Annotated in this window: 10 protein-coding genes; 6 read left to right on the top strand and 4 right to left on the bottom strand. The window is 40.4% G+C overall.

Annotated elements, in window-relative coordinates; genetic code table 11:
- Positions 1-79 precede the first annotated feature (79 nt).
- Together Q4574_RS12825 and Q4574_RS12820 are read right to left on the bottom strand one after the other, a co-directional pair.
- Positions 80-646, bottom strand: a complete 567-nt coding sequence (locus Q4574_RS12825) for a hypothetical protein (protein ID WP_303474536.1) — start codon at positions 644-646, stop codon at positions 80-82.
- A 1-nt stretch (position 647) separates the two neighbouring features.
- The gene (locus tag Q4574_RS12820) at positions 648-1,652 is read right to left on the bottom strand and encodes a YHYH protein (RefSeq protein ID WP_303474535.1); all 1,005 of its coding nucleotides are present in this window, start codon (positions 1,650-1,652) and stop codon (positions 648-650) included.
- 628 nt (positions 1,653-2,280) lie between these two features.
- On the opposite strand from Q4574_RS12820, the gene Q4574_RS12815 reads away from it, so the two are divergent.
- From Q4574_RS12815 to Q4574_RS12805, 3 genes are all read left to right on the top strand, one after another.
- Entirely contained in the window at positions 2,281-4,005 is a 1,725-nt protein-coding gene (locus Q4574_RS12815; protein WP_303474534.1) for a cytosine permease, read from the top strand.
- A gap of 10 nt (positions 4,006-4,015) precedes the next feature.
- Positions 4,016-5,530: a mannitol dehydrogenase family protein gene (locus Q4574_RS12810; protein WP_303474533.1), complete on the top strand. Its 1,515-nt coding sequence runs from the start codon at positions 4,016-4,018 to the stop codon at positions 5,528-5,530.
- An 84-nt stretch (positions 5,531-5,614) separates the two neighbouring features.
- Positions 5,615-6,562: a carbohydrate kinase gene (locus Q4574_RS12805; protein WP_303474532.1), complete on the top strand. Its 948-nt coding sequence runs from the start codon at positions 5,615-5,617 to the stop codon at positions 6,560-6,562.
- A gap of 83 nt (positions 6,563-6,645) precedes the next feature.
- On the opposite strand, the gene Q4574_RS12800 is transcribed toward Q4574_RS12805, so the two are convergent.
- Positions 6,646-7,575, bottom strand: coding sequence for a histone deacetylase family protein (locus tag Q4574_RS12800; protein WP_303474531.1), 930 nt, complete (start codon positions 7,573-7,575; stop codon positions 6,646-6,648).
- A 69-nt stretch (positions 7,576-7,644) separates the two neighbouring features.
- Between Q4574_RS12800 and Q4574_RS12795 the strand changes: the two genes are divergently transcribed.
- The 3 genes from Q4574_RS12795 (at position 7,645) to Q4574_RS12785 (ending at position 13,544) form a co-directional block, all read left to right on the top strand.
- Positions 7,645-10,323 carry a bifunctional acetate--CoA ligase family protein/GNAT family N-acetyltransferase gene (locus Q4574_RS12795; protein WP_303474530.1) on the top strand — a complete coding sequence of 893 codons (2,679 nt, stop codon included), beginning with the start codon at positions 7,645-7,647 and terminating at the stop codon, positions 10,321-10,323.
- A gap of 197 nt (positions 10,324-10,520) precedes the next feature.
- Positions 10,521-11,390, top strand: a complete 870-nt coding sequence (locus Q4574_RS12790; protein WP_303474529.1) for a tetratricopeptide repeat protein — start codon at positions 10,521-10,523, stop codon at positions 11,388-11,390.
- A 222-nt stretch (positions 11,391-11,612) separates the two neighbouring features.
- On the top strand, positions 11,613-13,544 hold the full coding sequence (locus tag Q4574_RS12785; RefSeq protein ID WP_303474528.1) for a bifunctional diguanylate cyclase/phosphodiesterase: 1,932 nt from the start codon (positions 11,613-11,615) through the stop codon (positions 13,542-13,544).
- A 225-nt stretch (positions 13,545-13,769) separates the two neighbouring features.
- Here Q4574_RS12785 and Q4574_RS12780 read toward each other — a convergent pair whose 3' ends face one another.
- Positions 13,770-15,674 carry a propionyl-CoA synthetase gene (locus tag Q4574_RS12780; RefSeq protein ID WP_303474527.1) on the bottom strand — a complete coding sequence of 635 codons (1,905 nt, stop codon included), beginning with the start codon at positions 15,672-15,674 and terminating at the stop codon, positions 13,770-13,772.
- Positions 15,675-15,986: the final 312 nt, after the last annotated feature.

Raw genomic sequence — 15,986 nt, 5'->3', positions numbered from 1 at the left:
GTACAGTCTAATTGTGTGCGGGGAGTGAGACTCCCTGCTGATCATTGATACTAAACTATAAGGGAATAAAGACCGCAATCTAAAACGAGTTAAACAAAATTGCAGAAGAAGCTTTTGGCGTTAATTCAAACGTATGTTTTTGACGTTTTGCATCACGCTTTGCGGTTACTTCTATGTTTTTTTCACCGCTGTCTTTGCCATATATATCAACATGAAAAATTAACTTGTCAGTGGCGTTTTTAATTGTGTACTTTCCCATGATGATCAGTTGCGTCAACGATTGGGTTTTATCATGATGATCAGCTACTGGTGAAAGTAGAAGTGACTCTAAACTAAAACTTTGTTGGCTATCAGATAGCATCACTCCCTGATTGATTTGTCGTGTAATAGCTTCTCGTTGACGATTAAATTCAATCATTGTTACTTTACCATCTTCGTCGTTGTCGATACGTTCAAAACCAGAAATGGGCAGTGATAGCACCATATAAATTTCGTCGTCTATAATATTTAAAGTACCGTGTTGAGCAACCATTAAGTGGGCATGCACTGGTTGTAATATACAGAAGCAAAGTAACATAAAGCCTAAAAATAAGACTGCGGGTGATTTGCTATTGCTTTCAGTTGTAATGGCTTCCATATCTAACATGTTATAGAGCTCCTTTTATACAGCGTTGAAAAAACGGATAGGTATCAGTGGCGAAATAGTGATAAATACCTTCCGGAAATTCCGGGGTAACACCAATACGACCATTACATTCATCTAAGTCACCTGAACCTTCAACATATTCCCAATCTTGTAAGAAAGTACCAAGAGGATAGGTGTCAGTAGAGGGGCGACTGTCACTGACAGAATCCACCAATTGGTAGCTTCCTGTCATAATTGCCAGTTCTGATTCGGCGTCAGTAGCATCACTAAAGCCATAGCGAGCATAAATTGGGAAGCCATCTGCCGCCCAACCAATTAGGGTCATTGAATTGCTATTTCCGTTTTGAAGATCAATAAAACCTTCAGGCATTCCGTGATAGTGGTATGCACCATCAGGTTGCACATGCGCGTTATTGTCATCGGTACCAAAATCAAACACAGTTTGGCTCAATGCTTCTATATTCCAATTGCCACTGTTGTCACCTAGGCTGCATGATTCTCCAGAATCGTCACAACTTCCGCCAGTTCCTGCATCAATTTTGATTCCATTGAGTACATATCCAACCGCTCCTCTGGAGCCACCAAGTTGCGTCGCTTGGGTGGTCTCTGTAGGTGCTAACGTGTAGCTCACAGACACTGATTGTTCGGAAATCGTATTGGGATTGTCAGGGTTCGGGAAAGTACCTACAACGTGGTCGGGAATACCATTGGCGGTTAGGCTTCTATTTGTGCCATCGCAACTCCAGTCAGCATAACTGGTGGCGGAGACTGATTCTGAGTCGTTGTATTCATTATAAAAATAAGTACAGAGCACACCATCGGTTGAGTCGCTTGAATATGCCGTTCCGTTGTCATTACCCGCAGTATCTTGGTCGGAAGACGTTTCCTCTGAATTTTGCTCAGTTGTGTCGCTGCTCTCGCCATTGCATGCCGATAACCAGCATGCTAGTGCTGCTACGATCAGTAAATTTACCGAACAAGTTTTTAACCATTTTAGCTTTACCATCAGTCAGATTCCTAAAAGTTTACGATTGTGGGTAATCATGAATCGCCATAAATCTTGTTCCCTGAGTATAAAAAACCAATGTGCAGAAACGGTGCACAAATCGCGAAATGAATGTGGAAGTTACTAAAAACGTGGATTAAAAGTTATGAAACGCAATATTTCGTAGCCAGATGGCATATACAACTTTCTATATTTTTGTTACGAATTAAATTTTTAACATTCAATTCATCAAAGTTAATTAACATTTAAGCGGTTAGTTAAGAGCAGTTGGTATACAGGTTTATTCTATTTTTAAAATGTTTAACCTATTGAATATTATCGACTATATTTTAAGTTTTTGGTGTGTTTTAAACCTGTCGGGTGGATTTTTAACTTTAACAAAATAATAAACACTCCACTTTTTTAGCTTATTTAATTAACAATATATTGACCTTTGTAGATAGTTTGTGGGAATATGCCCACATAGTGAGCATATGCGCATATTTGGTGTTTTCAATTGAGAACGCGAAATGATAACTAAGTCGAATCGAATCAAAATAACAATGCGGTATTTTAATTATTATATTGATTGATGAATTTTTTAGGGCCCAACTCGCCCACAATTACAACTTAATAACAGGTAATAATTATGACACCTGATAAATATGAAATTAGTTTAGATACTGTTGATGAAGAACAATTACCTATTCCTAAACATAAGTTAAAGGGATGGACGCATTTTTTAGGTTTATATGCAGGTGAGCATGTTGCAGCAACGGAATTTGTTATTGGGGCTACCTTTGTTGCCCTCGGCGCTACCATGTCAGATATTCTACTTGGTTTATTAATAGGTAACATTCTTGCCGTGTTAAGTTGGACCTTAATAACCACTCCCATTGCCATTGAAACGCGTTTGAGCTTATACACCTACTTGCAAAAAATAGCCGGTAATTCAATGACTACCCTCTATAACTGGGTCAATGTGGTTATTTTTACGGTTATCTCCGCGGCTATGATTACTGTTTCTGCCACTGCGGTGCGATTTGCTTTGAATATTCCTGCGCAACTAGATTGGTACCCCACTAATTTGTGGTTTGTCTGTGTTGTCTTGGCGGTAGGAACAATTGTGGTTCTAGTTGCCATGTACGGCTTTACAGCAGTCTCAAATTTCTCACGAATTTGCGCACCTTGGTTGTTTGTTATGTTTGTGTGTGGTCCTTTAGTTCTGCTACCTGCCCTGTCTCAACACGTGTTGGGTGATACAAGTTTAAGCGGCTGGGCCGATTTTATGGAAATTGGCAGTTTGTCGGTATGGACAGGTTTAAATGCAAATGGCGAACCCGGAATTGGTTTACTTGAAGTTATTGGGTTCTCATGGGCGGCTAATACCATAACCCATGTAGGCCTAATTGATATGGCACTATTGCGTTATGCGAAAAAGCGCGCTTATGGTTTATGTACTTCCGCAGGTATGTTGTTTGGCCATTATATTGCTTGGATCTCTGCTGGTATTATGGGAGCAGGTACTGCGGTAATTGTTAAAAAATCAATTATTGAATTAGATCCAGGTGACGTGGCGTTTCAAGCTCTGGGCTTATCTGGCCTTGTTATCGTTATTGTGGCTGGATGGACAACAGCGAATGCAAACCTCTATCGCTCAGGCTTAGCTGCTCAAGCTATCTTCAAAAATCAATCAAGAAATAAAACCACATTAATTGTTGGAATTGTGGCAGTGATTATCGCTTGTTTCCCATTTGTGTTTAACAAAATGCTGCCGCTATTGACCTATGCTGGTTTATTAGTCGTGCCAGTTGGGGCGATTGTGTTTGCTGAACATTTTATCTTTCCACGTATTGGCTTTACGCGTTATTGGGTGACGTTCAGAAGCCTTACTCACAGTGTACCTGCAGTGGCGTCCTGGGGACTTGGTTTAACTTTTGGGTTTGGTTTAAATGCCCTTGATATTCTGTCGTTCTATTATTTATTCATCCCCACTTGGTTCTTCACTACCTTGTGCTATATCGTGCTGGCAAAATATCATGGCGCGTCTGAAGAGTATCCTCATGAGCAACAGAAAATGGAAGCCTTTGAGCAACGCGTAGAAGAGTATCAAACTCAACAAGCTGACCTTGAGCCGGAAGTGCATATTGATACTAGCTTATTCTCTAAAGTGCTTCAGTTTGTGTCTATTGGCAGTTTGCTAATCACTACTTTGTTTGCAATAAACACCATGTTTTTCAGCTCAGGAATACCTGCTTATGAAGCTAATCGAGATTTATTCCAAACTGTAGGGTTTATTTGCACCATCATTTATTTCATCACTGCATATTGGAATATGCAGCGTAAAAAACAATTAGCTGCGCAAGCGCAATAGGGGAAGGTTAATGAATACTCAATCCAAACTTCGTCTTAATGAACAAAACCTTCATCAATTGCCAAGTACTATTTCGGTGCCCAATTATGATCGCAAAAACGTTCAAGCAGGCATCGTACATGTGGGTGTGGGCGGCTTTCACCGCTCCCACGAAGCCTATTATACTGACGAATATATGAATCAAACAGGTGATCTAAATTGGGGGATTTGCGGGGTCGGATTAAGAGATGCCGATCGTAAAATGAAATCGATTCTCGAACAGCAAGATTATCTTTATACGTTAATTGTCAAACATCCTAATGGGACCATTGAAAACCAAGTTATAGGTTGCATGACCGATTTCTTGTTAGGGTGTGATGAGCCAAATGCGGTTATTCAAAAAATGGCAGATGCCAGTACTAAGATTGTTTCACTGACGATTACTGAAGGGGGATATAACTTTAACCCTGCGACAAATGAATTTGACTTTGATAATCCAGATGTCATCCATGATCTCGCTAATCCGCACACGCCTCGATTAGTATTTGGGTTTTTAACCGCGGCACTCAAGCTTCGTATGGAGAGGGGATTAGCGCCTTTTACTGTGCAATCTTGTGACAATATTCAACACAATGGTGATGTTGCCCGCAAAATGCTGTTGGCCTATAGCCAAAAAGTTGATCTAGAGCTGGCAAAATGGATTGAACAGGAAGTCCCGTTCCCAAATGCAATGGTTGACCGTATTACACCTGTCACTACATCAGCAGATATTGACTATTTAAGCTCAGAGTTGAGCTTGCAAGATGAATGGCCTGTTACTTGCGAACCTTTTCATCAATGGATCATTGAGGATAAATTTAGCGTCGGCAGACCGCAGTGGCAAAAGGTAGGTGCGCAATTTGTGCCGGATGTCACACCCTACGAAAACATGAAAATAAGATTACTAAATGCGGGCCATTCGGTATTGGGGATTTTGGGTTCCATTCATGGCTTTGAAACCATAGACGAAAGCGTAAAGGATCCGACTTTTAGTCAGTTCTTGCAATTATTTATGGATACTGAAGTCACGCCAATTTTGCCTCCGGTTGATGGCATTGATTTAGATGATTATAAGCAAACTCTACTTCAGCGTTTTGCTAATCCGAATATCAAAGATCATTTAACCCGCATTTGTTCAGAAAGCGCTTCTAAACTCGCTACCTTTTTGATCCCCACGATTAATGACAATCTGCAAAATAAAGGTAATATTGAGTGTGCTACATTAGTGTTAGCTGCATGGTGTTACTACAGTGATAAGCAAACTAACCGTCATAATAAAGAGATCACAATCATAGATGTGATGTCGCAAGATTTGCACATCGCTGCTGCTAAATATTCACTAAATCCTGACGCATTTCTGCAACTCACTTCAATTTTTGGTGATTTAAACAAAAATCAAGATTTCTTAGATATTTATAGAAAACAGACTAAACAGATTTATTCAGACGCAAATATCAAAAAGCACATGCAATGCATTGTGGACAACGCTACGTTAGCCGTGTCTTAAGGTATTCGAGTTATTATTTGTACTATTGCCAAAGGTCGTCTAGTTTTAGTCGACTTGGCTCATTTTTAGAAATTTGGAGTGATTATGGCTAATCCTAAAGTGGCTGTATTTGGTGAAGCGTTGTTTGACATGATTCAGCAGCAAGATGGTAGTTATCAACCCTTCATTGGCGGCTCACCGTTCAATGTCGCCCGAAGCTTCGTGAAGCAAGACATTAACTGCTCTTATTTATCACCTATTTCCACGGATTATTTGGGTGAAAAAATCCTTAGTTCAGTGACAAGCGAAGGAATTCAAATTCCTGACAATAACCGTTCAGAAAAGAATACGTCATTGGCATTGGTTTACAAAGCCGAAGACGGCAAGCCTAGCTATCGTTTATATCGAAAGTGCGTAGCAGATCTGGATATCACCTCGGAAAAATTATTGTCAATGTTGCCAGAGGATCTAGAGCTTTTTCATACCGGTTCCCTTGCCATAGTGCCCGAAATGTTGGAAGTGCTGATCCCTGTTATTACCACCCTTAAATCTCGCGGTGTGAAAATCAGTATTGATGTGAATGTGCGTAAAGGGGTTGAAGTTAATCATCACCAATATGTTGCCTCAATATGGCGGTTCGTCGAGTTTGCCGATATCGTCAAAGTGAGTGATGAAGATCTTGAACTCAAAGGCCTTTATGGTAAACCTGAATTTCATGCCAAATCTATGTTAGATAGAATGGAAAATGGCATGGTAGTGTTAACTTTGGGTGAAGGTGGTTCTCATTTAATCACTGACAAACACAATTTATTTCAAGCTGTTCATAAACCTGCGGTGTTTGGTGACACGGTAGGAGCTGGAGATACTTTTTTCTCTGCCATGCTTGCTAGATTATTAAAAAATAATGCGCTTTCTCCATCTGCTGAAGAAAGTACGTTGAAGGATGGTTTGAGGTTTGGTGCGGTCGCTGCGGGTTTAAATGTTGAAAAGATAGGTTGCAATCCGCCTACATTCGAAGAAGTTGAAACCCTGATAAAAACCTTACAAGATTAATTACCCGGTTTCATACGTATTCAGGGTAGCTACAAAGTCACGTTTTTGTGGTTACCCAATTAATCCATCAAGTTGTCTATTGTCTATATTTTCATCAAAGCTTTAATATGTGCTATTGCTCCCGTTCTTAGTGCCGGTAAGCTATAGCCTCCCTCCAAGAATGAGACTATTTTGCCGTCGCAACAGCTCTCGGCAATATCCACAAGTTGCTGAGTTAACCAACTATAATCAGAATCTAATAAGTCCCAATCTGCCATGGGATCACTATGGTGACCGTCAAAACCAGCGGAGATCAGAATTAATTCGGGTTTAAACTTTTTCAATTCGGGTAGTACTCGTTCAGTATAACATTGACGAAATGCCGTGGAGTCTGTACCTGCTGGTAACGGGTAATGCAGGCAATTTTCGGCGGCCTTTTCAGGTATAGTGAACGGGTAAAAAGGATATTGATAGGAAGATAAAAATAGTATTTTGGGATCATCTTTCAAAATATCTTCAGTGCCATTTCCGTGATGTACATCAAAGTCTAGAATGGCAATACGTGTAAGATTATATTGTTGTTTAGCATAGGTAGCAGCGACTGCAATATTGTTAAAAAAGCAGAATCCCATAGCTTGTTTTTTTTCAGCATGATGGCCTGGAGGCCGAACAGCACAAAACGCATTTTTAAATTGATGGTTGAATAAACCGTCAATAGCAACTATACCTGCACCAGCAGAGAATAAAGCAGCCTCAAAAGATGCATGATTCATTTTAGTATCATCATCTATGGGAAAGTACTGGCCTTTTACCGGTGAAAATTGTTCAATCAGTTCAACATGGTTTGGTGTGTGAGTTTCTTTTAACAGATCCTTAGACACTTTTTGAGAAGGGATATTCAGTATGAAGTCTGCTAATCCAAATTGGATTAAACCGTCTTGAATGGCATGCAAGCGAGCAGCACTTTCAGGGTGTTCATCTCCCATTTCATGGAGTAAACATTTAGGATGTGTAATAAAAGCCGTTGAAGACATAAAATAACCCTATTAGTTGTATGGGATAATAGTAACAAAACAATCGCGTCAACATTTAAGAGATTTTAAATGAAACATTATTTACATTCGTTTTTTTCCCCAAGTTCGATTGCTTTGTTCGGTGCCAGCGAGCGTGAATCAACGATCGGAAAGACGGTATCACTAAATTTAACCTCGGGTACCTTTAAAGGGCCAATTTATTTCATTAATCCTCGGCATGCAGAAGTGTTAGGGCAACGTTGTTTTAAGAGCATATCAGAGATCCATCAGCCCATAGAGCTGGCTATTGTTGCAGCACCAGCGTCAGTGACCGATGACATTATAGACGCCTGTGGAAAACACGGTGTAAAAGCAGTGATTATTTTGTCGGCGGGGTTTGGGGAAGCTAATGAAGAAGGCAAAAAACTTGAACAAGCAGTGCAACATACTGCTAAAAAACATAAAATTCGTCTTATCGGTCCTAATTGTTTAGGTGTGGCTCGTCCAATAACGTGTCTTAATGCAACGTTCCATAGTGGCGACATCCATAAGGGAAGTTTAGCCGTCGTATCTCAATCAGGTGCTTTGTGTACGTCTATTCTGGACTGGGCTAAGTCTCGTAAATTAGGTTTCTCTGCAGTTGTGTCTATTGGCTGTGCTGCAGACGTACAATTTGGTGAATTACTCGATTACCTAACTTACGATTCACAAACCAAAAGTATTCTTTTGTATATTGAGGGTATCAATCATGCCCGCTCGTTTATAAGCGAGTTGAAACGTGCGTCTCGGGTGAAGCCGGTATTGGTCCTAAAAGTTGGCCGCCACAACAAAGGTACCATGGCAGCGCAAATGCACACTGGTGTTACCTCGGGGGAAGATGACGTATTTAATGCCGTATTACGTCAGGCAGGTGCTGTAAGAGGCTATCGGGTGTTTGATCTGTTTGTGGGGGCGACTGTATTGTCAACCAACAAGCGCCTTGCCGGTGAGAATCTCGCGATTATCACCAATGGCGGTGGACCAGGAGCCATTGCCGCGGACCGCGCTACGGATCTAAATTTGAATTTAATTTCGTTAAGTGACGATACGCAAACTCAATTAAATGAATTGCTCCCGGCCAATTGGTCGAAAGATAACCCCATCGATATTATTGGAGACGCTCCTCCAGAACGGTATCAACAAACTTTGTCCATTTGTCTAAAAGATAAAAATATGCACGGTATTGTTGTCCTTTTATCTCCCCAGTCTATGACTGAACCTTTGCAAGTCGCCAAGGAAATTGTAAGCGCCTCTAAAGCTTCTTCAAAAGTCATTATTTGCTGTTTTATGGGCGGGGAAATGCTGCAGGAGGCAAGAACATTTCTTGAAGACAATCAAGTACCTACATTTAATACTCCGGAAGCGGCAATTGAGGCGTTTTCATATTTACGTAACTTTACGCGAAACCAACGGCTATTGTTGCAAGCCCCAGAGCCATTGCAAGAAGAGGAAAAAGTAAATACGGAAGATGCTAAATCAATCATTGAGGGGGCGTTAAACGAAGGGCGCTCAGTTTTGACAGATTTAGAGTCAATGGCAATCCTTGATTCGTACCATATTTCTACAACACGGGCTAGTTTGGCACACAATTTAGATGAAGCGATCATGCTTGCCAAATCCATCGGTTTTCCTGTAGTGATGAAAGTTTACAGTAAAACCATTTCACATAAATCTGACGTTGGGGGGGTGAGATTAGGTATTTCAAATGTGGAAGCGGTTAAAAATGCTTATCAGGATATTATTGATTCGGTGTCCGAGTACTTCCCCGAAGCAGAAATAGATGGCGTTACTGTAGAAGCTATGTACATTAAAAAACGCAGCAGAGAGGTGTTGGTTGGTATATCCAATGACACCGTTTTTGGCCCGATTATTACGTTTGCAGCGGGGGGCATCGCATCAGAAATTATGGGTGATCGCGAAGTTGCTATCCCACCACTTAATAAAACCCTCGCCCGTGAGTTGATGAACAATACCCGTATTGCCAAAATGCTAGGCTCATTTAGACAACTTCCTCAATGTAATATGGGGGCCATTGAGCATGTTCTATTGCGTCTATCTGAAATGGCTTGTGAGCTTCCTTGGATTAAAGAACTGCAAATTAATCCACTGGTGGTAGATGAATATGACGCTATTGCTTTAGATGCTAAAATTTTGATTGCTGAGCACTCGCAAACTGGGCGTTATGATCATATGGCAATTCATCCCTACCCTATGGAATTGGCGACAACAGAAATGCTCAGTTCTGGCGTGGAATTAGAAATTCGGCCCATTAGACCTGAGGATGCTAATCTAGAACGTCAATTTGTGAGCTCATTATCGCCTACAGCTAAGTATTTCCGTTTTATGCAAAGCATTAAAGAATTGCCACAAAGCATGTTAGTTAGATTTACTCAAATCGATTACGATCTTGAGATGGCGCTACTGGCTGTAGTGAGCAGTGGCAAGATGGAACGGGAAATAGGCGTTGCTCGATATATTACCAATATTGATAAAGTAAGTTGCGAATTTGCGGTAGTGGTGGCCGACGATTGGCATCGTAAAGGCATTGCCGTGCGTTTGATGAAGGCACTAATAGAAAGTGCCAAACAAAAAGGATTGGAACGTATGGAAGGCATGGTTTTAGCTGAGAATACCGGTATGTTGGGTTTTTGCGAAAGTCTAGGTTTTGACATCAAACGAGATACTGAAGATCGGTCTATTTTTAATGTAGTGAAATATCTTCAGCAATAGTCTGGGCAGAAACCCCCTGATTGACTATGTATAATAAATTAACAGATGACAACTATTTTATAACAGTCCATAGTATTAAAAACTTAAGTACAACTACTATAAGTAAGGTATTGTAATGTCGATAACCAGTTGTACTGTCGAGTTAAATAGTTTGTGTATGAATTAGTCATTATTAAATAACATGGAGAGTGTTAACTATGTTTAGTCAGCTCAAAAAGATTGTATTAGTTGTAAGTGTCATCGTATTTGCACCTGTTTCATTGGCCTTTGATTTCAAAGAGTGCAGTGAAGAGCATTGTGTTAAAACCTTTAAGGAATTCAAAAAATATTCTAAAAAAGGCCATCCCAGTGCGATGGAAGCATTGGGCAATTTTTATATTACCGGGTACGGCACCGAAAAAAGTACTTCTAGGGCCCTTAGGATGTACAAAAAGGCGGCCAAGTGGAATCAGGCAACTGCCCAATATAAAGCCGGGTTAATGTATATATCACAAGCGACAGATGATGATCCAAGTAGGGGGATCAGTTACCTCAAAAAGGCCGCTAAAAACAAAGTATATGAGGCTGCTTATGTTCTTGGTGTTGTTTATATTGAAGGGGAAATAGTAGAGAAGGACTATGATGAAGCAAAGGAATGGTTAACTTTAGCGTCAGAAAATAACCTGCATAAAGCGAGTTATTTGTTGGGCCAGATGTATGACAGTCAATTTTTTGGAGCAGAGCAACAAGACAAATCCATTGCTTATTACAACAAGGCGGCATACAAAGTTGAAGCGGCTAGAGAAAGACTTACTGAATTAAACCTTCCCATGCCTCCGGGCAGCGATGATAGTATTGAACGTATTGTCGTGACCCCGCAAGATTTACAGCATTTCTTTATTGATCAATTAGAAATATTGCGCCATACACAAGCTCCTAAAGTAGGAACTGGAAGCCGTATTTCTGGCCAAACTTGTGCAAAAATGATGTCTTGTAACTCCGTTGTTGGAGAAGATGCACAGCGGATGCACACTGAAATGCAACGTGCTATTGGAATGCTTATCGCTAGTAAATTCAGATTAGAATAAAGCGAGTTCACTTTTTGCGGTAAGAATCGCTTTCTAGAAAGCGATTCATACCGCAAAAACACATCCAAGTTGTTGATATTATAATCGGTATTAACTTCACTAACCGCCGAATTGTGCTATACATAAATTTAATATTAATTGATTTCATAAAAAGGCAAGCGACCTTCATTTGACATCGCCAATGGTCGTCTCGTGGAAGTAGCTCTAAGAGCACATTAAATAATGATTATTGAAGATAGTAAGGTCAAAAAGGCATTAAGCTTTCTCACTGCGATCATCTTTTTATTTTCAGTTGTCATGATTTGGAGTTTCTTTAAGGTCGATAAAAGTAGCCATTTCCATCAATTAAATATTCGCCACTTTAAACATACCTTGGAATTAAATGGGTTAGTTTCTACTCCCAAAAGGACTGTATCTGAGCAAAACCTCTATTTTATTAACGACGTGCGCAACGTTATTATGAAAATTCGTGAACAACCTCAAGCCTGCTTAAATATGATCGGTTTGTTCGAACGATTTTTTATGCGTGTTATCAATACTGAGGCAATAATTACCTTGTGTGAAACTGATTTAGCTATCGCGAATGATACCTTGTCAAAAATATCACAATATGAAAATGGGGAAATTAGCGCACAATATTTGCAAAATGAATTAATTCTGTCTCTGACTCGATTTAGTCAAAACTCCATCTTATTTGAAGCACCGGTTCAAAAAACCGTAGAATTCGTCACCCATTTAACTATTTTAATCATATTATTTACCTCTATTTTAGTGCTGATTTTTACCCATAAAATAGGTACGGCAGTGACTGCTATTCTCAATAGAAGGGCAGAAGCAATCAAGGCGCTTGCTAAAAGTGAAGAGCGCATCAAACAGTTAGCTTACAAAGATTCCTTAACGGGTTTGCCCAATAGAAATCTATTGAGTCATACCGTTGATGCGGCCATTGCAAAAGCAGAGCGACAAAATGCGCAATTTGCAGTGATGTTTATCGATTTAGATCAGTTTAAAGATATCAATGATACCCTCGGCCATTCAGTGGGGGACAAGTTGTTAATTGAGATGGCTAAGCGAATAGCTCAGACCGTTAGAGAGTGTGATTCAGTGCTGCGTTTTGGCGGTGACGAATTTGTTGCCGTGACTGATTGTTTTGAATCCATTGAAACAATAGACAATATAGCCCATCGGATTATTGAAGCCGTTAGGATACCAATCGAATTAGAAAATATGCAGTCTTTTGTCACGGGCAGTATCGGTATTGCCTGTTATCCTCAAAATGGTGTTGATTGCAACTCCCTGTTAAAGCATGCTGATGCCGCTATGTATCAAGCCAAAAATGCAGGGAAAAATCAATTTCAATCTTATGATATGCAGTCTGGCAGCAAACTTAATCGCAGGCTTACTTTGGCGGCTCAACTTCATCAGGCAATTAAAAATGACGAACTTAGCCTTGTTTATCAGCCGATAGTGCATTTACCAGATAATCGCACTATAGGTAGTGAAGCACTATTGCGATGGACTAATTCAGAAAATGAGGTTATTGGGCCAGATGAATTTATTCCTATTGCTGAAAACGCTGGGCTAATCATTGATATTGGAGGTTGGGTAATAGAGCAGGCATGCAAGCAATGCAAAATTTGGCGTGATGCGGGGGCAACTGAACACGCAATGGCGATTAACGTATCTACTTACCAACTGAAAGATAAACACTTTACTAAACGCTTATCGGATGCCTTAACTAAGCATGCACTTTCTGCTCAGAGTGTGCATATAGAGATTACTGAAAATAGTGCGATTACCGAAGATAAAGTCAGTGTGCAGACGCTACATGAATTATCAGAGTTAGGTGCAAAATTACTGCTAGATGACTTTGGTACAGGGTACTCATGTCTGAGTTATCTGCAAAATTTACCCTTTGATGTTTTAAAAATTGATAAGAGTTTTATGCCGGCGAACAATACCATTGCATCGACCATAATCGCTATGGGTCACGAATTGAATATGGAAATCATTGCTGAAGGCATAGAAACCTTTCAATGTTATCAATTCTTAAAACATTTAAACTGCCAATATGGACAAGGTTACTTTTTTCAAAAGCCGGTTCCAGCTGATCAATTTGATATTTTCAAAAAGTTTACCCCGAGTCTTCACTGATATTACCCACTATTGATTATTCCGTTTTGGGATGTTGTTTCAGTGACGGAAGCCGTTCAACTAGTAAGGTAATGGATGTTTAGCTGATGTTTTCTCGCCCATAAAAAAGCTCACTAAAAGTGAGCAAGGGTGCGTTGGGAATTACACCAAAAAATTAATGAAAACTGCGGTGATGAACCATTTAGGGGAATGTCGTCGACCGCAGTTAAGCTTTAGGTTTCTAGGTTAAGACGCCTCTTCCATATTAATTAAGCCTTGTTTATTCATGATGTCAGCTATTTCAGTGACACTTTCAGGATCGTCAATGGTGGAAGGTATATCGTAAGATTCACCGGCTGATATTTGTCGTAATAGTTTGCGCAATATTTTGCCTGATCGAGTTTTAGGTAAACGTTGCACAACAATCGCGCGGCTAAAACATGCAATTGGACCAATTTCGTGTCTTACATTGGCTATCAATTCAGCTTGAAGTTGCCTTTCATCTATCTCTATTCCGTCTTTAAGCAGCACCATTCCGATAGGAACTTGACCTTTCAAGTTATCGTGAACGCCAATCACACTGCACTCAGCTACGGCAGGGTGAGACGCTAAGATCTCTTCCATCTCCCCGGTAGAAAGACGATGACCTGCAACATTGATCACATCATCTGTTCTTCCCATAATAAATACATAGTCATCTTCATCTTTGTATCCACCATCACCTGAGCAGTAATACCCTGGATATTGGCTAAGGTAACCAGCAATGAAACGCTCTTGATTTCCCCAAATTGTGGGCAAGCAGCCCGGTGGCAAAGGCAGTTTAATCGCTATTGCCCCCTGCTTAGATGCTGGCATTTGGTTTCCTTCTACGTCCAAAATCTGTACATCAAATCCTGGTACTGCTAAGGTTGCCGATCCTGGTTTGGGCGTTTTTTCCTCTATGCCTAGCAAATTAGCGCAAATTGCCCAGCCTGTTTCGGTTTGCCACCAATGGTCGATGACAGGTTTTCCGGTTTTTTCACAGGTCCATTGATAAGTGGGGGGATCAAGTCGTTCTCCAGCCATAAAAATAGTTTGTAAACTTTGTAAAGGATAATCTGCTAATAATTTGGCCTCTGGATCTTCTTTACGTATTGCTCTAAAAGCCGTTGGTGCAGCAAATAAGGTTTTTACGTTGTATTCCTGAGCAACTCGCCAAAAAGCACTGGCATCTGGGGTTTTAATAGGTTTGCCTTCGTAAACTATGGTCGTACAACCTTTAAGAAGCGGTCCGTATACGATATACGAATGGCCTACTACCCAACCAACATCTGAGGCAGCCCAAAACACGTCACCCTGTTGCATGTTATAAACGGCTTCCATTGAGTAGTGCAATGCAACGGCGTGGCCGCCATTATCTCTCACTACACCTTTAGGTTTGCCGGTTGTGCCAGAAGTGTACAGAATATATAAGGGATCTGTGCCTTTGACTGGCACACAATCTGCTGCTGAAGCTGATTTAATGGCTGTATGCCAATCTATGTCGCGACCCGGAATTAATTCAGCTCTGCATTGTTCTCGTTGTAGAACAATACAGTGCTCAACTTTATGCTTGGCTTGTCGAATTGCTTCGTCCACATAGGGTTTATATTTGATTATTTTAGATACTTCAATTCCACATGAAGCCGTTACCAGCACTTTGGGCTCTGCGTCGTCGATTCTCATGGCCAATTCGTGTGGCGCAAATCCGCCAAATACAACGGAATGAATAGCGCCCAAACGGGCTACAGCTAACATTGCTATTACCGCTTCAGCTACCATTGGCATATAAATTACCACACGATCGCCTTTGCTTACTCCCTGATTAGCCAGCACACCTGCAAAAAGAGCGACTTCTTCTTGTAGTTGATTGTAGGTGTAGCTTGCTTTTGAGTTCGTCACAGGGGAATCATAGATCATCGCTATCTGCTCGCCTAATCCTTGCTCAACATGATAATCCACTGCCATATAACAGGTGTTCATCAAACCGTCAGCAAACCAACGATGAATGCCGTTGATATCTTTGCTTAAAATGTTTTGCGGTTCTTTGTACCAAGGTAACTTCGCGGCTTTTTCCTTCCAGAATGTTTCTGGCTGATTAATTGACTGCTCATATTCACTTTTATAAGACATGTTGTTTCTCGCATTTGTAAGTTAACTTGTATCAAGCTTCGCCACTTCTTTTGATTTTGTTGTAATTGAGTCTGAAAGCTTTCAGTTATCTGATCATACGAAAAAACCAATATAATGTAGATAAGACCTTGGGCTTATATAGTAAGTATTGTTTCTACGCTGTTATGCTTTATGAGGCTGCCAAAGCAGAATTCCCTGAAATAAATTAAATTGTATATTATACAATTACTTATTATCTTTTTGTGCGGTTGTGTTACACGCAGCTACTTAGCTTTAGCTATTGATTTAAAAATGACCACATACAGTTTTTTA

This window comes from Aliiglaciecola sp. 3_MG-2023, assembly GCF_030548205.1.
GTDB lineage: Bacteria > Pseudomonadota > Gammaproteobacteria > Enterobacterales > Alteromonadaceae > Aliiglaciecola.
Note: the sequence above shows the minus strand (reverse complement) of the source record. Positions and strands in the feature narration are given on the sequence as shown.

Bases quoted from the DNA above. Each gene is read 5' to 3' on its own strand.
- Q4574_RS12785 (WP_303474528.1), top strand. From the start codon at position 11,613: ATGATTATTGAAGATAGTAAGGTCAAAAAGGCATTAAGCTTTCTCACT.
- Q4574_RS12815 (WP_303474534.1), top strand. From the start codon at position 2,281: ATGACACCTGATAAATATGAAATTAGTTTAGATACTGTTGATGAAGAA.
- Q4574_RS12820 (WP_303474535.1), bottom strand. From the start codon at position 1,652: ATGGTAAAGCTAAAATGGTTAAAAACTTGTTCGGTAAATTTACTGATC.
- Q4574_RS12800 (WP_303474531.1), bottom strand. From the start codon at position 7,575: ATGTCTTCAACGGCTTTTATTACACATCCTAAATGTTTACTCCATGAA.
- Q4574_RS12805 (WP_303474532.1), top strand. From the start codon at position 5,615: ATGGCTAATCCTAAAGTGGCTGTATTTGGTGAAGCGTTGTTTGACATG.
- Q4574_RS12825 (WP_303474536.1), bottom strand. From the start codon at position 646: ATGTTAGATATGGAAGCCATTACAACTGAAAGCAATAGCAAATCACCC.
- Q4574_RS12810 (WP_303474533.1), top strand. From the start codon at position 4,016: ATGAATACTCAATCCAAACTTCGTCTTAATGAACAAAACCTTCATCAA.
- Q4574_RS12780 (WP_303474527.1), bottom strand. From the start codon at position 15,674: ATGTCTTATAAAAGTGAATATGAGCAGTCAATTAATCAGCCAGAAACA.
- Q4574_RS12795 (WP_303474530.1), top strand. From the start codon at position 7,645: ATGAAACATTATTTACATTCGTTTTTTTCCCCAAGTTCGATTGCTTTG.
- Q4574_RS12790 (WP_303474529.1), top strand. From the start codon at position 10,521: ATGTTTAGTCAGCTCAAAAAGATTGTATTAGTTGTAAGTGTCATCGTA.